At 62.2% G+C, this 18,935-nt stretch carries 16 protein-coding genes and 1 pseudogene; 6 read left to right on the forward strand and 11 right to left on the reverse strand.

The features are described from left to right. The first annotated feature begins 27 nt into the window (after window positions 1-27). Genes NKH97_RS11655 through NKH97_RS11665 form a run of 3 tightly spaced genes read left to right on the forward strand, consistent with a single transcriptional unit; the run spans window position 28 to window position 2,871 of the window. A complete protein-coding gene (locus NKH97_RS11655; RefSeq protein WP_352796866.1) occupies window positions 28-951 on the forward strand; it encodes a carbohydrate ABC transporter permease in 924 nt (307 codons plus the stop codon). Continuing rightward, the gene (locus NKH97_RS11660) at window positions 951-1,799 is read left to right on the forward strand and encodes a carbohydrate ABC transporter permease (RefSeq protein ID WP_027036797.1); all 849 of its coding nucleotides are present in this window, start codon (window positions 951-953) and stop codon (window positions 1,797-1,799) included. Before NKH97_RS11655 ends, NKH97_RS11660 begins: the two co-directional genes overlap by 1 nt. Window positions 1,800-1,803: 4 nt before the next feature. Then, window positions 1,804-2,871, forward strand: a complete 1,068-nt coding sequence (locus NKH97_RS11665; protein WP_352796869.1) for an ABC transporter ATP-binding protein — start codon at window positions 1,804-1,806, stop codon at window positions 2,869-2,871. Between the two features lie 1,120 nt (window positions 2,872-3,991). On the opposite strand, the gene rpmG is transcribed toward NKH97_RS11665, so the two are convergent. The 8 genes from rpmG to NKH97_RS11705 all read right to left on the reverse strand — a co-directional run bounded on the left by rpmG (window position 3,992) and on the right by NKH97_RS11705 (window position 13,110). Beyond that, window positions 3,992-4,159, reverse strand: a complete 168-nt coding sequence (gene rpmG / locus NKH97_RS11670; RefSeq protein ID WP_006201775.1) for a 50S ribosomal protein L33 — start codon at window positions 4,157-4,159, stop codon at window positions 3,992-3,994. 153 nt (window positions 4,160-4,312) lie between these two features. Then, window positions 4,313-4,771 (reverse strand): YqfO family protein, encoded by a 459-nt coding sequence (locus NKH97_RS11675; protein WP_128364706.1) that lies wholly within the window; start codon window positions 4,769-4,771, stop codon window positions 4,313-4,315. Between the two features lie 111 nt (window positions 4,772-4,882). Beyond that, window positions 4,883-6,061 carry an MFS transporter gene (locus NKH97_RS11680; protein WP_023810543.1) on the reverse strand — a complete coding sequence of 393 codons (1,179 nt, stop codon included), beginning with the start codon at window positions 6,059-6,061 and terminating at the stop codon, window positions 4,883-4,885. 78 nt (window positions 6,062-6,139) lie between these two features. Next, window positions 6,140-6,880 (reverse strand): NUDIX hydrolase, encoded by a 741-nt coding sequence (locus tag NKH97_RS11685; protein ID WP_352796873.1) that lies wholly within the window; start codon window positions 6,878-6,880, stop codon window positions 6,140-6,142. Window positions 6,881-6,966: 86 nt separating this feature from the next. Next, window positions 6,967-7,401, reverse strand: coding sequence for a DUF983 domain-containing protein (locus NKH97_RS11690; protein ID WP_352796893.1), 435 nt, complete (start codon window positions 7,399-7,401; stop codon window positions 6,967-6,969). A gap of 11 nt (window positions 7,402-7,412) precedes the next feature. Further along, window positions 7,413-9,731, reverse strand: a complete 2,319-nt coding sequence (gene rnr / locus NKH97_RS11695; protein ID WP_352631682.1) for a ribonuclease R — start codon at window positions 9,729-9,731, stop codon at window positions 7,413-7,415. 6 nt (window positions 9,732-9,737) lie between these two features. Next, a complete protein-coding gene (gene topA, locus NKH97_RS11700) occupies window positions 9,738-12,374 on the reverse strand; it encodes a type I DNA topoisomerase (protein WP_023810547.1) in 2,637 nt (878 codons plus the stop codon). Between the two features lie 358 nt (window positions 12,375-12,732). Next, entirely contained in the window at window positions 12,733-13,110 is a 378-nt protein-coding gene (locus tag NKH97_RS11705; RefSeq protein WP_128303545.1) for a COG4315 family predicted lipoprotein, read from the reverse strand. A 186-nt stretch (window positions 13,111-13,296) separates the two neighbouring features. Between NKH97_RS11705 and NKH97_RS11710 the strand changes: the two genes are divergently transcribed. Further along, window positions 13,297-14,043 (forward strand): cytochrome c biogenesis CcdA family protein, encoded by a 747-nt coding sequence (locus NKH97_RS11710; RefSeq protein ID WP_023810549.1) that lies wholly within the window; start codon window positions 13,297-13,299, stop codon window positions 14,041-14,043. A gap of 7 nt (window positions 14,044-14,050) precedes the next feature. On the opposite strand, the gene NKH97_RS11715 is transcribed toward NKH97_RS11710, so the two are convergent. Then, window positions 14,051-14,515 (reverse strand): hypothetical protein, encoded by a 465-nt coding sequence (locus NKH97_RS11715; protein ID WP_023810550.1) that lies wholly within the window; start codon window positions 14,513-14,515, stop codon window positions 14,051-14,053. 216 nt (window positions 14,516-14,731) lie between these two features. Here NKH97_RS11715 and glmU point away from each other — a divergent pair, with 216 nt between their 5' ends. Continuing rightward, window positions 14,732-16,099 carry a bifunctional UDP-N-acetylglucosamine diphosphorylase/glucosamine-1-phosphate N-acetyltransferase GlmU gene (gene glmU / locus NKH97_RS11720; RefSeq protein WP_023810551.1) on the forward strand — a complete coding sequence of 456 codons (1,368 nt, stop codon included), beginning with the start codon at window positions 14,732-14,734 and terminating at the stop codon, window positions 16,097-16,099. 6 nt (window positions 16,100-16,105) lie between these two features. Here the strand turns inward: glmU and NKH97_RS11725 are convergent, their stop codons facing one another. After that, window positions 16,106-16,480 (reverse strand): hypothetical protein, encoded by a 375-nt coding sequence (locus tag NKH97_RS11725; protein WP_023810552.1) that lies wholly within the window; start codon window positions 16,478-16,480, stop codon window positions 16,106-16,108. Window positions 16,481-16,702: 222 nt separating this feature from the next. On the opposite strand from NKH97_RS11725, the gene glmS reads away from it, so the two are divergent. After that, window positions 16,703-18,526, forward strand: a complete 1,824-nt coding sequence (gene glmS / locus NKH97_RS11730; RefSeq protein WP_023810553.1) for a glutamine--fructose-6-phosphate transaminase (isomerizing) — start codon at window positions 16,703-16,705, stop codon at window positions 18,524-18,526. Window positions 18,527-18,634: 108 nt separating this feature from the next. Here glmS and NKH97_RS11735 read toward each other — a convergent pair. Continuing rightward, window positions 18,635-18,819: pseudogene (locus tag NKH97_RS11735) on the reverse strand (GIY-YIG nuclease family protein). Window positions 18,820-18,935 lie beyond the last annotated feature (116 nt).

The following is an 18,935-nucleotide window of genomic DNA, read 5'->3' on the forward strand; positions in this document are numbered from 1 at the left end:
CGCTCCAGGGAGCTAGATCCACACCCAATGACCTACGCCGTGTCCGAAATACGATCCGCCGACAAGCCGCGTCGCAAGCGGCTATCCCACGCCGCAATCGAGCCATGGCTCTATCTCAGCCCGGCGATCATCCTGCTGATCGTGGTGCTTTTGGTGCCGCTGGTCATCGGCATCAGCTACTCCTTCCGCAAGTTCTCGGCGTTCAAATCCGAATATGTCGGGCTCGGGCAGTATCAGGCGATGCTGTCGGATCAGGTGCTGGGGCAGGCGCTGGTCAACACGTTGTGGTGGACTGTCGCCAGCCTTTTCTTCCAGTTCTTCCTCGGCCTTGGCCTGGCGCTCCTGCTCGACAAGCCGTTTCGCGGCCGCAAGGCAGTACAAGCCCTGGTCTTCCTGCCTTGGGCGGTGCCGTCTTTCCTGTCGGGTCTGACCTGGGCCTGGCTGTTCAATCCGATCATCGGCCCTTTGCCGCACTGGCTGTTTGCACTGGGACTGAAGGCGGAGCCGACCAATGTGCTGTCCGATCCTTCGACTGCCATGTGGGGGCCGATCGTCGCCAACATCTGGTTCGGCATTCCGTTCTTCGCCATCACGCTCTTGGCGGCGCTGAAATCCATTCCGTCGGAACTGCATGAGGCAGCGGCCATCGACGGCGCTTCGCCTTGGCAGCGCTTCACCAAGGTGACGCTGCCGTTTCTGGCGCCGACCATCGCCATCACCGTGATGTTGCGCACCACCTGGATCGCCACCTTCGCCGACCTGATCTTCGTCATGACGGAGGGCGGGCCAGCCGGCTCGACCAACACGGTGCCGGTCTACATCTATGTCAGCGCCTTCAAATCGCTGGACAAGGGCTATGCCTCGGCGGTGGCGGTGCTGCTGCTCGTCCTGCTCATTGCTTATGCGATTGCGCTGATCGGTATCCGCCGCACCCTGGTGAGGCACGTCTGATGATCGCAGGACGCTCAACCTCGCAGCGCTTCTTCGGCGGCATCGGCCTGTACGCGGCAATCGCGGCCTACGTGCTCTTTGCCCTGTTCCCGATCTACTGGACGCTAAAAATCTCGGTCACGCCGGAGCGGCTTCTCTATTCCGAAGGCATCACCTTCTGGCCGTCGCACATGACGCTGCAGAATTTCGTCACCGTGCTCGAGGCCACCGATTTTCCGCGTTATTTCCTCAACAGCGTCATCGTCTCGGTATCGACGGCGGCACTGGTGACAATCATCGCCACGCTCGCCGGCTATGCAATGTCGCGCTTCACCTTTCGCGGCAAGGCGGCACTGGCGCTGATGTTGCTTTTGACCCAGACCTTTCCGCTGGTGATGGTCATTCCGCCGATCTACCGCGTGATGGGTCAGATCGGCCTGATCAACAGCCTGACCGGGCTGATCATCATCTACACCGCCTTCAACACGGCCTTTGCCACCTTCCTGATGCAGTCGTTCTTCGACGGCATTCCGAAGGATCTGGAGGAAGCGGCGATGATCGACGGCTGCACCCGCGCGCAGGCGATGCGCAAGGTGATCGTGCCGCTGACGCTGCCAGGCATGGGCGCCACCCTCGGCTTCGTCTTCACTGCAGCCTGGAGCGAGCTTTTGTTCGCGCTGATGCTGATTTCCAGCGACGATCAGAAGACCTTTGCCGTCGGCCTGCTCACCTTCATCGGCAAGTTCGCCGTCGATTGGGGACAGATGATGGCGGCGTCCATCCTGGCGCTGATCCCGGTCTGCATCTTCTTCGCCTTCCTGCAACGCTATCTCGTCACCGGCCTGACCGCCGGCGCCGTCAAAGGATAGATCTATGGCCTCTGTTACGCTCGAAAAGGTCCGCAAGGACTATGGCGCCGTCCGCGTCCTGCACGCGGTCGACCTTGAAATCGCCGATGGCGAGTTCGTCGTCCTGGTCGGTCCGTCAGGCTGCGGCAAGTCCACACTCTTGCGCATGATCGCCGGACTGGAGGAAGCTTCCGGCGGCGAGATCCGCATCGGTGAGCGGCTGGTCAACGACGTAGCACCCAAAGACCGCGACATCGCCATGGTGTTCCAGTCCTATGCGCTCTATCCGCATATGGACGTGTCGAAGAACATGGGTTTCAGCCTGCTCTTGAAGAAGGCGCAGAAGACGACGATCGATGCCAGGGTGGACGGCGCCGCCAAGCGGCTCGGGCTCGACACCTTCCTGCAGCGCCTGCCGCGGCAATTGTCGGGCGGCCAGCGCCAGCGCGTCGCCATGGGCCGTGCCATCGTGCGGGATCCCAAGGTCTTCCTGTTCGACGAACCGCTGTCGAACCTCGACGCCAAGCTGCGCGTCCATATGCGCGCCGAGATCAAGGCGCTGCACCAGCAGCTGAAGACGACATCGGTTTATGTCACGCACGACCAGATCGAGGCGATGACCATGGCCGACCGGATCGTCGTCATGCATGACGGGCTGATCCAGCAGGTCGGCGCGCCGCTCGATCTCTATGATCGGCCGGCCAACATGTTCGTCGCCGGTTTCATCGGCTCACCGGGCATGAATTTCCTGCCGGCGACGGTTCGGGAGGGCACTACCCCGGAGGCCGTAATGACCGACGGCCAGGCGCTGAGGCTGCCGGAAGGCCTGCCGCTCAAGGATGGTGACGCCATCACCGTCGGTTTGCGGCCCGAGCATATCAAGTTGGCGGATGACGGCGCGTTGAAGGGCGAGGTGGGGGTGGTCGAGCCGCTCGGACTTTCGACGCAGTTCTACGTCAAGCTGGCCAGCCAGCAGCTTTGCGTCTTTGCCATGGGCCGTGCCGGCGTGAAGCCCGGCGACGAGGTACGGTTGGCGGCCGAACCACACCAGCTGCATCTATTCGATCCGAAGGGCGGTGAGCGCATCGGCTGAGGGGACTCGGCCAGGGCGGATGCGGGCAGCCGGATCAGGCGCAGTTATCGGGCGGGAATACACGGTAACGCTACATTTCAATTGGATAAAATAGCGGAACGTCCAAGAGACATTTCCGGAACCTAACAGGACCGCTTGGACCTTTGCGCGTAGAGCACAAGACCTTAGTCCCGCCGTCTTCTCAAAAGAACGGAGGTTATTTCGCCACGAACTAGGCCGCCGTCGGAGCTAGTCAACACCGACGGCGGCACCTGCAATATGGGTGAGTGGGTTGTGTGCGGATATGGTGTGATCGCGGAAGGTGATTGTAAATCGCTAACCGCGAGGGCTTCTTTTAGACAGCGGCGAGCTGTCCAACGGGTTCTCAGCCGACTTGGCCGATCGCCGCTCCTTCAGCCACAGGGACTTCTTTCTCCTTGCCAGGTTCTCGTCTCGAACGCTGTCTTCGGCGGTCACTCCGCCATGCATCGCGGCAATCACGTAGTCGGCTCTGTTGGTTCGAAAGTCGCCTTTTTGTACGGACATCGTTTTCTCCCAGTGCGAGGCATTTCCCCCCTTTTTGCCTGACGCTGAAACTAACTGCCTATCCGTGGCGCAAGTCTACCAATCGGCGATTGTATTAAAACGATACACTCAGCAGGTATGGTGATGGCACGATCGCACGAGAGGAGCCCATGCCGGCGGGGCTTCTTCATTGACCCGGTTGTGATCCTTGCGGGGGTGCCGCGGCGGGAGGGGCCGGAGCCTGCGGTGCGGGTTCCGTGGAAGGCGGGGCGGGGCTGTCAGGCTGAGGTGCAGGCTGTGCGGCCTCTTCCTCAGTCAGAACCTGGTCAGTCCTGGCCTTGATCTCATCGGCCGTCTGCTGGCTTATCAGCCCGTTGCTGACGGCGAAACCAGCAGCCAGAGCGACAAGGGCTGCAATGATTGCAGCTTTCAACTTCTTCGACATCCATAGGCGCCTTGTTCGTGACACCCAACCCACGGCCAAGGGTGCCGCAACCATGGCGAAGGGTCAATCCTTTGGCTGGAGTCTCTGCTCGGATGCAACGAAATCAATTGGCTACAAACGAAAAACGCCGCCCATTGGGCGGCGTTTCGGCATTGCAGCGGGAAACCCAGATTACTTGATCTTGGTTTCCTTGAATTCGACGTGCTTCTTGGCGACCGGGTCGTACTTGCGGAACGACAGCTTGTCGGTCTTGGTGCGGCTGTTCTTGCTGGTCACGTAGAAGAAACCGGTGTCGGCGGTCGACAGAAGCTTGATCTTGATGTTTGCGGCTTTGGCCATGATATCAGTCCGTTTGTTCGTGGGGTTTTGGCCGCTGGAGCACGGGGAAACACCCGGACGCGGGAAACTTGGCGCGACACATAAAGAACGCGCCCGGAAAGTCAAGCCCGGCAAGCCTCGTGCGATCCGCCTGAGCCTGCTGGTGAACGGAAATCATGCGGTTTCTGTCGCCGGTGCAGCAACCTTCTTCCAGTCTCCGGTCGTGTTCCACCAGCGATTCGGATTGGCGCGGTCGTCCAGCCCCTTGGAACGGCTGGCGAGAATCGGTTGAATGCGGATCACCGGTTCCTGATAGGAATGTGCTTGGAAAATCGCCTCGACGACACGCGCGGCCAGCCCCTGGTCGTCCGGCAGTTCGAAGGAAACCTCGACCGTGCCGGGCCGCCGTCTCAATTCGGTTTCGGCGCCGGCGGCCGCACCGTCAAGCGGCCTGTAGCGTTCGATGCCGTGCGCCGACTGATAGGCATTGCGGTCGTATTTGCCCATGGCCAGCGGCGCAATCGCCACCACGGCATCCATGATGCGGTCGACGTCGGCGGCCGGAGCCTGGAACGTTACGAGCAGAAGCAGTGTCATTCGTAGCGATGTGGTTTCAAAGCCGCTGTCGATCATGGAAGTGTCCTCGAGTGTTTTGGGACGCCTTTTTAGCCCTGTGCTCCTGACACGGTTCTGTCAGCAGCCTGTCTCCGTGCCGTGCCAAATGCATGGCTGGCCACAGTCGCGCTACAGCAGGATCTTGCGAACCAACCTGACGGCGACCAAAGCGATATAGGCGGCGAAGAACAGGCCGAGCGACCAGCCGAAGCCGGACGGGCCGAACGCATCCATGCCGATGCCGATCGCCTGCGGGCCGAGCACCATGCCGACGCCGTAGCACAGCACGAAGGCGGCGTTGGCCGACGCCAGTTCATGGCCGGAAAGCTGCGAGCCGAGATGGGCGAGGCCGATCGTGTACATGGCAGCGACGACGCCGCCCCAGACGAACAGAAGCGCGGCCATCAAATGCCAATTCTGGGCGAAGAAGGGCATGAAGACGGTGCCGATAAGACCGACCGTGGCGCAGGCAATCAGCAGGTAGCGGCGATCGCTGACGCGGTCGCTGATCATGCCGATCGGGATCTGCAACAACACATTGCCGAGGCCGATCATGGTCAGCAGAAGGGCTGCATCGGCTTCGGAGTAGCCGATTCGGCTGCCATAGATCGGGAACAGCGCAAAGCCGCCGGTTTCCACCGCGCCGAACACCAGCACGGCAGCGGTCGCCGACGGCACGAGCCAGATGTAGCGCAGAAAATTGCTGGTTTCGCCATCCGAGGCGATCGACGGGCTCTCGTTGCGTGCTGCCAGCACGGGTATGGCCGCCAGCGTCACCAACGCGATGATAACGCCGAACGGCCTGAAACCGGAACTGCCGAGATGGGCGAACAGCCACGGTCCGGCGGCAAAGCCGAGCGACAGGACAGTGGCGTAAATGCCGAGGACAAGGCCGCGTCGGTGCGGCGGCGCCGAGGTGCTGATCCAGAATTCGGACAGGATGAACAGCACCGTCAGCGCAATGTGCAGCACGATGCGCAGTGGAAACCACATCCAGAAATCGGGTGCGAAATGGAAGCCGACAAAGGCCAGAGCGCCGGCGGCGATCATGGCGATCATGGTCCAGGCAACGCCGAAGCGCATGGCGAGCGGGGTCGCCAGAGGCGCACCGGCGATCGAGGCGAGGCCGGCAACGGCGGTGTTGAGGCCGATCATCGAAGCCGAATGGCCGCGCGTTTCAAGGATGACGCTGAGCAGCGGCATACCGAGGCCGATGGCGATGCCGACGACGCTGATCGACGAGATCGCCGCCACCATCGGCAGCCAGTGTACGCGTTCGTCGCCCTGTGGTTGGGTATCGACCGTCATGGGATGCTGAATACTCTGTCTTTTTGATCTTACGCAATTCCGGGCGGAAAACCGCGTCACACTTTTCCTGGAATTGCTCTAGAGAAGTTCGCGGGTGAAGCGGCTGCGGACAAGCCGGTAGAAGGGCACGGGACCGCCAGGACGCAACAGCGGATCATGGGCGAGGCGCTTTTCCAGCTCGTCCAGGATCATTCGGGTGATATCGGGTATGTCGGCTTCCCTGGCCTTGGCGAGCGGCAGCCAGACCAGCTCTTCGAGCTCGTTGGTGGGACCGCCACCGGGCAGTTCGACGGCGACGTCGTCACGCCAGGCGCTGAAAAAGCGGGTGTCGAAGCGGCGCACCCGGTTGGGCGGCGTGATCGCGCGCGCGACGAAGCGCAGCATGTCCAGCGAGGGTTGCACGCCGTGTTCGGCAAAACCCTGCCAGTCGGACCTGGAGGTTGCGAAGGCACCCTTGCGGCCGATCAGCAGCCCGGCTTCCTCATAGGTTTCGCGGATGGCGGACAGGGCGATGGCGCGGGCTCGTGCGGCGCTTGTGCGCCCTGGCCCGGCGATCAGCCTGGCTTCCTGCTCCGGATGCAGGGCGGCGACGACCGGTATGCGGCTGTCGGCCGGATCGGTGCGGCCGCCGGGAAAGACGAACTTGCCCGGCATGAAGGCGTGGCCGGCATGACGGCGACCCATCAGAACCAGCACATCATCGTCCTTGCGGTCGAGCAGGATGAGGGTTGCCGCGTCGCGCGGGCGGATTGGCCGGTCGCTATGAGCGATCATGCTCCGCTCGATCTTGTCGACTTCCGCCTTGGTCATACCGTCCATGCGCAGGACCTAGCGGAAACTTCTGGCAAGCGAAAGTGGCCTTTCACGGTCGGTATGTTGCACCAGGCAGCATTCTTGGCTGCGGCCTAGGCTCCGGGATGCGGCTCGATCACGTCGTGCTCACCGCCGAAGCCGTGCATATAGAAGGCCCATTGCAGTCCGATGACGGCACCCTTGATCGGCTGCAGCAGCGCAACCGACAAAAGGATGGTCAGCGGCACCCAGATGGCAATGTGCTGCCATGTGGACAGCGTCGACGTCGCTTCAACGCCCATGAAGGCGCCCAGCACGATATGGCCGACGATGACGATGACGAGATAGGCAGGCAGGTCGTCGGCGCGGTGGTGATGCAGTTCCTCGCCGCAGACACTGCATGTGTCGACGGTCTTGGTGAAAGCGCGAAACAGCTTGCCTTCGCCGCAACGCGGGCAGCGGCCGAGCAGGCCGCGCTTCATCGCCGTCCACAGCGGGCGCGCGGTCCGGCCCGAGTGATGTTCTCCGCCGAAAACCTGTTCTTCCATGGCTGTTGTCATCATCGTCTCCTGCCGCGCGAACCCGGTCGCGATTGCGACGCGCGGGCGCGGCCCTTGGCCTTGTGAAACGACCGCTTGGAGCCCGGCAAAGGCTTCGGGTCGGTCAACATTTCGAAGCGCATCGCGCCGGCCATCGGCGCCACCTCGACGAGTCGGACCTCGACGCGGTCCGCGAGCTGGTAGCCTTTGCCCGAGCGTTCCCCGAACAGGGAGCGGGCCGTTTCATCGTATATATAGTAATCGCCGCCCAGAGTTGACACCGGGATGAAACCATCCGCGCCGTACTGCGGCAATTGGACAAATAGTCCTGACTTGGTGACGCCGGAGATGCGGGCATCGAACCGGTCGTCGACGCGTTCGGCGAGATAGCTGGCGATCAGACGGTCGACCGTGTCCCGCTCGGCCGCCATTGCGCGGCGTTCCGTGCCGGAAATCAGCACGGCGACATCTTCGAGCCGTGCCGCTTCGTCCTGCGTCAGCCCGCCCGAACCCAATCCGAGTGCGGCAATAAGTCCGCGATGCACGATCAAATCGGCGTAGCGGCGGATCGGTGAGGTGAAATGGGCGTAGCGGCGGAGGTTGAGACCGAAATGGCCGATGTTCTTTGGCGAGTATTCGGCTTGGCTCTGCGAGCGCAGAACCACTTCGTTGACCAGGCCTTCATTGTCGGCGCCGCGCACGCGCTCCAAAATGCCGTTGAACTGGCTTGGCTGCATCTGCGCGCCGCGCGCAAGTGACAGGCCCAATGTCTGCAGGAACTCGCGCAGCGATTCCTGTTTGGCCAGCGATGGCGCGTCATGGACGCGATAGACCAGTTCCTGTTTCTTCGCCTCGAGCGTTTCGGCCGCCGCGACATTGGCCTGGATCATGAATTCTTCGATGAGCTTGTGGGCATCGAGCCGGTCCGGCACGATGACGCGATCGACGGTGCCGTCCGGCTTTAGCACGATCTTGCGCTCCGGCAGGTCGAGTTCGAGCGGCTGGCGGCCATCGCGGCCGCGCTTCAGGATCGCATAGGCGTCCCACAGTGGCTTCAGCACGGTTTTGAGGATAGGGCCTGTCTTGTCGTCCGGCGCGCCCTCGATCGCCGCCTGAGCCTGCTGGTAGGCGAGCTTTGCCGCCGACTTCATCATGACGCGATGGAAGGAGTGCCTGAGCTTGCGGCCCTCGGCCGAAAAAACCATGCGCACTGCCAATGCCGGCCGGTCCTGGCCCTCGCGCAGCGAGCAGAGATCGTTGGAGATGCGCTCGGGCAGCATCGGCACGACGCGATCCGGGAAATACACCGAATTGCCGCGCTTCAGCGCTTCGCGGTCGAGTGCCGTGCCGTAGCGCACATAGGCGGCGACGTCGGCGATGGCGACAGTGGCGACCACGCCGCCCGGGTTCTTCTCGTCGAGATCCGGCGTGGCGAAGACGGCGTCGTCATGATCCTTGGCGTCGGCCGGATCGATGGTGATCAACGGCAGGTCGCGCCAATCCTCGCGGTGATCCAGCGTCGCGGGTTTGACCGCTTCGGATTCTGCGATGACGTCGGCCGGGAAGATATGCGGAATGTCGTGTGCGTGGATGGCGATCATCGAGACCGCCTTTTCGCTGGTCAGCGAACCCAGCACGTTGAGCACCTTGGCTCTCGGCAGCCCATAGCGGGAAGCCCGCGCGGGCTCGACCTCGACCAGGTCGCCGTTCTTGGCGCCGTTCTGGAATTCCTTGTCGACGATCAGTTCGGGCTGGCGCCGTTCCACCGGCTCGATGCGGAAGGTGCCGTCCTGCAAGATGCGAAAGACACCGAGCACGGCATCGGTGCGTTTTTCGAAAATCTTCACCACCCGCCCGGTGTAGGCGGGGCCGCCCAGGGCAACGTTCGTCTCGTCGGCCGGAAAGGTCTTGGCCAGCACGCGGTCGCCAATGCCGGGCGCCGGTCCACTGCCACTGCGCGACAGGCGGATGGAAACGATGGGCGGCGGTCCATTGGCCGTGTGTTCGGTAGGACGCGCCAAGAGCACGCCATCGGCATCACGGTCAAAAATATCGAGGACCGTGACATGGGGCAGGGCGCCGACGCGGGCCAACCCCTTGCGCTCCTTGGTAAGGACGCCTTCGTCCTGCAAGTCGCGCAAAATGTCCTTCAGCCAGATGCGATCGTCGCCGCGCAGCGCGAACGCCTTTGCGATGTCGCGTTTGCCGGCGCGATCGGGATTTTCGGCGATGTAGCGCAGGATTTCGTCACGCGACGGCCGGTAGTCGTCCTTGACCTTGGCCCTGGTGTCGGCGGTGCGCGGATCGCCGTGGGTTCTGCCGGTGATCTTGCGCGCCACGCTGCCCTATCCTTTTTTCTTCGCGGCCGGCTTCTTCGCAGCCGGCTTCTTGGCGGCTACTTTCTTGGTTGCCGGGGCCTTGGCCGCCGCTGCCTTGCGGAACGGCTTCTTGCCGCCGCCGCCCTTGGCTTCCTTCTCGGCAATCAGCGCCAGCGCGTCCTCGATGGTCACCGACTGTGGATCCCTGCCCTTGGGCAGGGTGGCGTTGACCTTGCCGAAATTCACGTAAGGTCCGTATTTGCCGTCGCGCACGACGATCTTGCCGCCGCCATCGGGATGGTCGCCAAGCTCCTTGAGCGCAGCGGCAGTGCCGCCATTGCGTCCGCCCTTGCCCTTCAACTGCTTCTCGGCGATCACCGACACGGCGCGGTTGAGGCCGATCGAGAACACGTCCTCGATGCTCTCGAGATTGGCATAGGTGCCGTCATGCAGCACGAACGGACCGTAGCGGCCGAGCCCGGCCGAGATCATCTTGGCCGTTTCCGGATGCTGGCCGACATCGCGGGGTAGCGACAGCAGCGCCAGCGCCTTTTCGTGATCGATCGATTCTGCCGTCCAGCCCTTGGGCAGGCTGGAGCGCTTGGCTTCCTTGCCGTCGCCGCGCTGCAGGTAGGGGCCGAAGCGGCCGCTCCGCAGCGTGATTTCCTCTGACGTGTAGGGATCCTTACCGATGACCTTGGTGCCGTCCTCGCCGCCGCCATTCTCGCCATTCGGATTGGCGGCGTCGCCGAGCTGGCGGGTGAAGGAGCATTCGGGATAGTTGGAGCAACCGACGAAGGCGCCGAACTTGCCGAGTTTCAGCGACAGATTGCCGGTGCCGCATTTCGGGCAGATGCGCGGGTTCGAACCGTCTTCGCGCGCGGGAAACACCAGCGGCGCCAGTTCCTCATTGAGCGCGTCGAGCACGTCGGTGACGCGCAGTTCCTTGATGTCGGCGACGGCACCGGAAAAATCCTTCCAGAAATCGCGCAGCACGTCCTTCCAGGCGAGCTTGCCGTCCGAGATCTCGTCGAGCTTTTCCTCGAGGGACGCGGTGAAGTCGTACTCGACATAGCGCTTGAAGAAGCTTTCGAGGAAGGCCGACAGCAGCCGGCCCTTGGCCTGCGGCACCAGCCGGCGCTTGTCGATGGTGACATAGTCGCGGTCTTCGAGCGTCTTCAGGATCGCCGTATAGGTGGAAGGCCGACCGATGCCGAGTTCTTCCAGCTTCTTGATCAGCGACGCCTCGGAATAGCGCGGCGGCGGCTCGGTGGTGTGCTGGGTGGCATTGATCGCCTGGCGGGCAAGCTGCTCGCCGGCGCGGATTTCGGGCAGGCGACGATTTTCCTCGTCTTCCGTATCGTCGTCCTTCTGGTCGGTGTAGGCGGCAATGAAGCCGTCGAAGCGAACGACCGAGCCGACGGCGCGAAGCTCGGCGGTGCGCGATCCATTGACCGCTTCGATCTCGGCGGTGGTGCGCTCGATCTCGGCCGACTGCATCTGGCTGGCGATGGCGCGCTTCCAGATCAGCTCATAGAGCCGCATCTGGTCGGAATCGAGATATTGCCTGACCGATGCCGGCGTGCGCATGAAATCCGTCGGGCGGATCGCCTCGTGCGCTTCCTGGGCGTTCTTGGCCTTGGCCGTATACTGGCGCGGCTTTTCCGGCAGGTATTTTGCGCCGAATTCCTTGGTAATGGCGTCGCGTGCGGCGTCGATCGCCTCGGGTGCCATCTGCACGCCGTCGGTTCGCATATAGGTGATGAGACCTGTGGTCTCGCCGCCGATCTCCATGCCTTCATAGAGGCGTTGCGCCACCTGCATGGTGCGGCTGGCCGAGAAGCCGAGACCTGACGAAGCGGCCTGCTGCAGGGTCGAAGTGGTGAAGGGCGGGCCGGGATTGCGCTTGGTCGGCTTGGCTTCCACCGACACCGCCTTGAAGGTTGCGCCATCAAGCATCGACTTGATGTCGTCGGCCTGCGCCTTGTTGGAAATGTCGAGCTTTTGCAGCTTCTTGCGGTCGAAGGCGGTCAGCCGCGCTTCAAAATTCTCGTTGCGCGGCGTGCCCAGCAGGGCGGCGATCTGCCAGTATTCCTCGCGGATGAAGCGCTCGATCTCGGATTCGCGGTCGCAGACGAGACGCAACGCAACCGACTGGACGCGGCCGGCCGAGCGGGCGCCCGGCAGCTTGCGCCACAGCACCGGCGACAGCGTGAAGCCGACGAGATAATCCAGCGCCCGGCGGGCGAGGTAGGCATCGACCAGCGGTGCATCGATCTGGCGCGGATTGGCCATCGCCTCCAGCACCGACGATTTGGTGATGGCGTTGAAGACGACGCGGCTGACCGGCTTGTCCTTCAGCGCGCGCTTCTGCTTCAGCACTTCCAGCACATGCCAGGAAATCGCTTCGCCTTCGCGATCCGGATCGGTGGCGAGGATCAGGCCGTCGGCGTCCTTGACCGCCTTGGCGATGTCGGCGAGGCGTTTGCCAGAGGCGGTGTCGACCGCCCAGGACATGGCGAAATCCTCATCCGGACGCACCGAGCCATCCTTGGCCGGCAAATCCCTGACATGGCCGAACGAGGCCAGAACCTTGTAGTTCTTGCCGAGGTATTTGTTGATTGTCTTCGCCTTGGCCGGCGATTCGACGACGACGACGTCCATGAGGTCTCATATCAGCTGTGGTGCGGCAGAAGAATTCCGCTGCGCGCGACGAAATCTCGTTCTATTTGTCGCTCACATGGCCGCGCTTTTGCATCCGGTCAAGGGGAAGCGCCCAAATTGCGGGCCGGTCCGCAGCAATACACTCTAAGAGTGTATGGAGAAAATCACAGAATTTTGGGAAAGGGAGATGTGGTGCCGAGCCGGCGAAAACGACCTGGTTTCACTTTTCCACCGAGTCGCGGAGTGACGGCCGGGAATAGCGTCGGTTCGACGCCAGAACGGCTGATTGATGCTGGCCGCCGGCGGCATGAAGCGATGCCCGGCGACCAGTCAGCAGGCGGGACTGGGATAGAGTGGCTTAGTCGGCCTTGACGATGTGCCAGACTTCGCCGACGCCGTCGCCGGTCACGTCGCCGGGCTTCTTGTCCTTTATGAAGGTGTAGACCGGCTTGCCGTCATAGGCCCACATCTTGGTGCCGTCGGTGCGGTCGACAACGGTCCATTCGTCATCCGCCTTGGCGCCGGCTTCGGCCTTCAGCGGCGGCCAGTTGGTGGCGCATTTGTCATAGCAGTTGGTCTTGCCCTTCTCGTCCTTGTCATAGGTGTAAAGCGTCATGCCGTTGGCGTCGGTGTAGATCTTGGTGCCATTGACCTCGGCTTCCTTCCACGCGTCGGCGGCGAAGGATGCGGCTGTGCTGAGTAGAAGCGCTGCCAGTCCTGCGGTTATGGTTTTCATGGAAATCTCCCTGACTGATATCTGGAGACGCGCGGGAAATCGCGGCCTCACAGCATCAACGCCTGCGGGCTGTGGTTTCTTCCTGGCAAGTGCGTCGGGCAATGGATGATCTTGCCAACACAATGGTGATTGGTGGACAAGGCTGCGCGTCGCTATATCGGCGTCACGGCATTGGAGTTCTTGGAAATGGCATTGGACATCGGCTATGTCAGCGCGATCGGGGCGGGAGCTATCTCGTTCCTGTCGCCTTGCGTGCTGCCGCTGGTGCCGCCTTATCTCTGTTATATGGCCGGCGTGTCGGTCGACGATTTCCGCGGCAATGCCGGTGCGACAGCGCGTGAAGGCGCACGCGGCGCGCTGCTCTTTTCCTCGATCGCCTTCGTGCTCGGCTTCTCGACCGTCTTTGTCGCGCTGGGCGCCGGCGCCTCGACCATCGGCCGGCTGCTGCGCGTCTGGCAGGAGCCGCTGGCAATGGGCGCCGGTGTGCTGATCATCCTGATGGGCCTGAATTTCCTCGGCATCCTGCGCATTCCGCTGCTGTCGCGCGAGGCGCGCTTCCAGTCGCAGGGCAAGCCGGCAAGTGCCGTCGCGGCCTATGTCATGGGACTGGCCTTCGCCTTCGGCTGGACGCCCTGCATCGGCCCGGTGCTGGGGCCGATCCTGACGCTGGCAGGTGGCCGCGAAACGGTGGGCGAGGGCGCGCTGCTGCTCGCCGCCTATTCGCTCGGGCTGGGCATCCCATTCCTGATCGCCGCACTGTTTTCCGGCGCCTTCATGCGCTTCCTCGGCAAATTCCGCGTCCATCTCGGCCGCGTCGAAAAAGCGATCGGCGCGCTGCTGGTCGTCGCCGGGGTGTTTTTCCTCACTGGTGGCGTGCAGACGGTGTCGTATTGGCTGCTGGAGAATTTTCCGGTGCTGGGGCGGCTGGGGTAGGTTTGATCTAAATTTGGATGCGGCTCACCGCAACGCGGTCACGAGCTACCGTGGGATCGCTGAGAACTCGCTCGATCCAAGAATGGGTATCCGGACTTGGAAAAGCGATCTTGCCAATCGCCGTGGTGTCATTTTGCCAAATTTCTTCGCGCATTAATCCTCGATCTTTCAGCTCCTTCAGGCATTCAAGCGTTGCCATGGCAATGGGCGCAAATCGCACTATCTTTTCGATATCGAATCCTGCCTCCCGAATGTCGCGAGCCAAAGTTACAACCGCGAAATGTGATGCTGTTTCGGCTTCGCTGTATCCGCTCTCGAGAGACAGTAGCGCGACACCTGCTCCGTAGGGGGTGATGTCAACGCCAAGATACCTTGCAAAGTTCTCTACACTACCAAGCCTTGAATTTTTCTGGTCGGCGCTCGAAACAATTTCTCGCGAGATATTCGACTGCTTTTTTGAAAACGGCCACATGTGAATTATCCCCGAGACGATTAGAAAATTTAACATGATCTAACAGCACCGGCTATCGCTTTGCTTTTGCTTAGGGCGACGCGGATGCCTACGGCAACGCGGATCGAATCCTGAACGCCTCCGCTCCCACCTCACCGGAATTTAACCGCATTGGTGAAGCATGGCGCCACTGCTAGCATGCTTTGATTCCCAACCCTTTCATATGGTTGTCGTTCCATGAGCCAGAGATCCTGCCTGTCCGTCATCCTTGCCGCCGGCGAAGGCACGCGCATGAAGAGCGTGCTGCCGAAGGTGCTGCACCAGATCGCCGGCCTGCCGATGGTCGCCCATGTGGTGAAGGCAGCCGAAGCCGCTGGTGCCGGCAGCCAGGCGCTGGTGATCGGCCATGGGGCCGAAGAGATGCGCAAGGCGGCGGCGAAATTCGCTCCAAAGGCCGAGACCTTCGTGCAGGACAAGCGCCTCGGCACCGCGCATGCCGTGCTCGCCGCGCGCGATGCGATATCAAAGGGTTATGACGATATCCTGGTGATGTTCGGCGACACGCCGCTGATCGACGCCGATGCGCTGACCGTGGCGCGGCTGAAACTGGCGGAAGGTGCGGCCGTCGTGGTGGTTGGCTTCCGTCCGCCCAGCCCGACGGGCTATGGCCGGCTGATCGAAAAGGACGGCAAGCTGGTCGCCATCCGCGAGGAAAAGGATTGCTCCGAGGAGGAGAAAAAAATCGGCTTCTGCAATGCCGGGATGATGGCGGTAGCCGGCGCTCACGCGCTGACGCTGCTCGATCAGGTCGACAACAAGAATGCCAAAGGCGAGTATTACCTCACCGACATTGTCGAGATCGCCGGCGCGCGAGGCCTCGATGTCGTCGCCACCGAAGCCAGCTTCGAGAGCGCGCTCGGCATCAACAATCGCGCCGAACTGGCGCAGGCCGAGGGCATCTGGCAGGCGCGCCGCCGCCATGAGGCAATGCTGTCGGGCGTGACGCTGATCGCGCCGGAGACCGTGTACTTCTCGCACGACACCGAGATCGGCGCTGACACCATCGTCGAGCCCAATGTCTGGTTCGGCCCGGGCGTGAAAATCGCCACGGGCGCCAAGATCCATGCCTTCAGCCATATCGAGGGCGCCACCATTGCGTCCAATTGCGATGTCGGGCCGTACGCGCGGCTGCGGCCGGGCGCGGATCTCCGAAACAAGGCCAAGGTCGGTAATTTCTGCGAGGTCAAGCAGGCGGTTATCGAGGAGGGCGCCAAGGTCAACCATCTGACCTATATCGGCGATGCCCGCGTCGGCGCGGGTGCCAATATCGGCGCCGGCACCATCACATGCAATTACGACGGCTATTCGAAATTCTTCACGGACATCGGCGAGGGCGCGTTCATTGGCTCCAATTCGTCGCTGGTGGCGCCTGTCACCATCGGCAAGGGCGGCTACATCGCCTCGGGCAGCGTGATCACCGAAAGCGTGCCCGACGACGCGCTGGCCTTCGGCCGCGCCCGCCAGAAGACGATTCCAGGCAAGGGCAAGGAATTGCGCGAGCGCTTTGCTTCGGCGGCGGCGGCGAAGAAAAAGGCTGCTGGATAACGGGCGTTAGCCGGAAGTCTTCGCGTCCTTGCCGAAAGCGGCTGTGACTTCGATCTTGCCGACGATCGCCTTGTTGAATTCAGGGAGATCTTCGGCCGGAATCCAGTATTCCAGATGCGCCTTGCTGCCAGCGTGCTCGACCCGGTAGCGGTCGAGAAAGCTCTTGAGAACGTCGAACCGGGTGACGAACCCCGAGCCGCTGGCCGGCACGTTCCAGTCGCGTGCGATCTGCACCGCATAGGCTTCGGTCGTCACGGGATAGAAAATGGGCTGCTCGGGCAGGCGCGGCGGAAACGCCTGCATCCCCGAGGCCTGGATCAGTTTCAGTTCCCTGGGGCCGACAGGGCGCCAGAGGGTTACGGTGGGCTTGCTCTCGCTCATGGCAGGGCTATTAGCGAGATATCTCTCTGGTGAAAACCATCGTCTGAAAACCGAAGCCTGACAAACCGAACGATTGCAGTAACCGGATTGCAAGGCGGCCTGTCATGGTGCATCGACAGAATGAGCGTTCCGTTATACGGGACGAAATGCAATGTGACTTTCCACGGCAGGCCGGCCATCCCTAAATAGCGCTGGTTTTCCGGGGAATCGGGGGCTTTCTGCATGTGCGGTATCGTTGGAATCGTCGGCCACTCGCAGGTTGCGCCGCTCATCGTCGATGCGTTGAAGCGGTTGGAGTACCGCGGCTATGACTCGGCCGGCGTCGCCACCATCGAGCGTGGCGAACTCGCCCGCCGCCGCGCCGAAGGCAAGCTGATCAACCTGGAGCGCCGGCTCAAGGACGAGCCGCTCGACGGCACGATCGGCATCGGTCACACACGCTGGGCGACGCATGGCGTGCCCAACGAGACCAATGCGCACCCGCATTTTTCCGATGGCGTCGCCATCGTCCACAACGGCATCATCGAGAATTTCGCCGAACTGCGCGCCGAGCTGATCCGCGACGGCTATTCTTTTTCGTCGCAGACCGACACCGAGGTCGTGGCGCATCTGGTGGCGCGCGAACTCGCCAGGGGGCTGAAGCCGGTTGATGCCGCGCACCAGGCGCTGAAGCGGCTGGAAGGCGCTTTCGCGCTGGCCATCATGTTCAAGGGCGATGAAGACCTGATCGTCGGCGCGCGCAACGGTCCGCCGCTGGCTGTCGGCCATGGCGATGGCGAGATGTTTCTGGGTTCAGACGCCATCGCGCTCGCCCCGTTCACCAATTCGATCACCTATCTCGAAGATGGCGACTGGGCGGTGGTGCGCCGCGACGGCGTCACCATCTTCGACATCGACGGCACAAAGGTCGACCGCAAGCGCCAGCAGTCCCTCTCGACCAGTTTCATGGTCGACAAGGGCAATAGACGCCACTTCATGGAGAAGGAAATCCATGAACAGCCCGAGGTGATCTCGCACACGCTGGCGAATTATCTGGATTTTGTCGGCGGCGTCTCCAAGCCGCTCGACCTGCCTTTCGATTTCGCCAAAATCGACCGGCTGGCGATTTCGGCCTGCGGCACCGCCTATCTCGCCGGCCTGATTGGCAAGTACTGGTTCGAGCGCTACGCGCGACTGCCGGTCGATATCGATGTCGCTTCGGAATTCCGTTACCGCGAAATGCCGCTGTCGAAGAACGATGCCGCCTTCTTCATCTCGCAATCGGGCGAGACCGCCGACACGCTGGCCTCGCTGCGCTACTGCCGCAAGGCGGGGATGAAGATCGGCGCCGTCGTCAATGTGCGCGAATCGACCATGGCGCGCGAATCCGACGTCGTGCTGCCGACGCTCGCCGGGCCGGAAATCGGCGTCGCCTCCACCAAGGCGTTCACCTGCCAGTTGTCGGTGCTGGCATCGCTTGCCGTGCGGGCTGGCGTGGCGCGCGGTACGATCTCGAAGGAGCAGGAAAAGACCTTTGTGCGCGAGCTTTCGGAAGCACCGCGCTATGCCAATCAGGTGCTGAAGCTCGACCATCAGATCGAAAAGACCGCGCGCGACCTCGCTCACTATAAGAACGTGCTCTATCTCGGCCGCGACACCAATTTCCCGCTGGCCATGGAAGGCGCGCTAAAGCTCAAGGAAATCTCCTATATCCACGCCGAAGGCTATGCAGCCGGCGAACTGAAGCACGGCCCGATCGCACTGATCGACGAGAACATGCCGGTCATCGTCATCGCGCCGCACGACCGCATTTTCGAAAAAACCGTGTCGAACATGCAGGAAGTGGCGGCGCGCGGCGGCAAGATCATCCTGATCACCGACAGCAAGGGTGCGGCACTGACGAGCGTCAAGACGATGGAGACGATCGTGCTGCCGGACGTGCCGGAAATCATCTCGCCGATCATCTACGCGCTGCCGATCCAGATGCTCGCCTATTTCACCGCCGTCTTTATGGGCACCGACGTCGACCAGCCGCGCAATCTGGCGAAATCGGTGACGGTGGAGTAGGCCTCATCCTTTCGTCATCCACGGGCGGAGCGGGAGCGAAGCTCCTGCGCAGACCCGAGGATCCATTCCGGGACGGTATGGCGGATCAAAGCGGTGCAGAACTTGGCGCTACCACCCAGTCCCGCGGAAAAGCTCGAACCACTCCGGATTGACCTTTTCGATCAATTCAATCTTCCACTGACGCGGCCAACGTTTCAGCGACTTCTCGCGCTGGATCGCATCGGATCGTTTGTGACGCCAATATAGATGGTGCCGCGTTTCCGGCTCGCAGTTAAATAGACATAGCCCGTCATGAACGAAGTATAGCGACCGAAGGATTCGCCGACCATCTTGAGGGGTTGCGTTCTTCGGCCGACGTCACGGAATGGATCCTCGGGTCTGCGCCGCGTCGCTTCGCTCCTTGCTCCGC

Origin of the sequence: Mesorhizobium sp. M0870 (assembly GCF_040319775.1) — a bacterium.
Lineage (GTDB): Bacteria > Pseudomonadota > Alphaproteobacteria > Rhizobiales > Rhizobiaceae > Mesorhizobium.

Excerpts from the sequence above, each read along its gene's own strand:
- NKH97_RS11655 (WP_352796866.1), top strand. The coding sequence starts at position 28 with ATGACCTACGCCGTGTCCGAAATACGATCCGCCGACAAGCCGCGTCGC.
- NKH97_RS11660 (WP_027036797.1), top strand. The coding sequence starts at position 951 with ATGATCGCAGGACGCTCAACCTCGCAGCGCTTCTTCGGCGGCATCGGC.
- NKH97_RS11665 (WP_352796869.1), top strand. The coding sequence starts at position 1,804 with ATGGCCTCTGTTACGCTCGAAAAGGTCCGCAAGGACTATGGCGCCGTC.
- rpmG (WP_006201775.1), bottom strand. The coding sequence starts at position 4,159 with ATGGCCAAAGCCGCAAACATCAAGATCAAGCTTCTGTCGACCGCCGAC.
- NKH97_RS11675 (WP_128364706.1), bottom strand. The coding sequence starts at position 4,771 with ATGATCGACAGCGGCTTTGAAACCACATCGCTACGAATGACACTGCTT.
- NKH97_RS11680 (WP_023810543.1), bottom strand. The coding sequence starts at position 6,061 with ATGACGGTCGATACCCAACCACAGGGCGACGAACGCGTACACTGGCTG.
- NKH97_RS11685 (WP_352796873.1), bottom strand. The coding sequence starts at position 6,880 with ATGGACGGTATGACCAAGGCGGAAGTCGACAAGATCGAGCGGAGCATG.
- NKH97_RS11690 (WP_352796893.1), bottom strand. The coding sequence starts at position 7,401 with ATGGAAGAACAGGTTTTCGGCGGAGAACATCACTCGGGCCGGACCGCG.
- topA (WP_023810547.1), bottom strand. The coding sequence starts at position 12,374 with ATGGACGTCGTCGTCGTCGAATCGCCGGCCAAGGCGAAGACAATCAAC.
- NKH97_RS11705 (WP_128303545.1), bottom strand. The coding sequence starts at position 13,110 with ATGAAAACCATAACCGCAGGACTGGCAGCGCTTCTACTCAGCACAGCC.
- NKH97_RS11710 (WP_023810549.1), top strand. The coding sequence starts at position 13,297 with ATGGCATTGGACATCGGCTATGTCAGCGCGATCGGGGCGGGAGCTATC.
- NKH97_RS11715 (WP_023810550.1), bottom strand. The coding sequence starts at position 14,515 with ATGTGGCCGTTTTCAAAAAAGCAGTCGAATATCTCGCGAGAAATTGTT.
- glmU (WP_023810551.1), top strand. The coding sequence starts at position 14,732 with ATGAGCCAGAGATCCTGCCTGTCCGTCATCCTTGCCGCCGGCGAAGGC.
- NKH97_RS11725 (WP_023810552.1), bottom strand. The coding sequence starts at position 16,480 with ATGAGCGAGAGCAAGCCCACCGTAACCCTCTGGCGCCCTGTCGGCCCC.
- glmS (WP_023810553.1), top strand. The coding sequence starts at position 16,703 with ATGTGCGGTATCGTTGGAATCGTCGGCCACTCGCAGGTTGCGCCGCTC.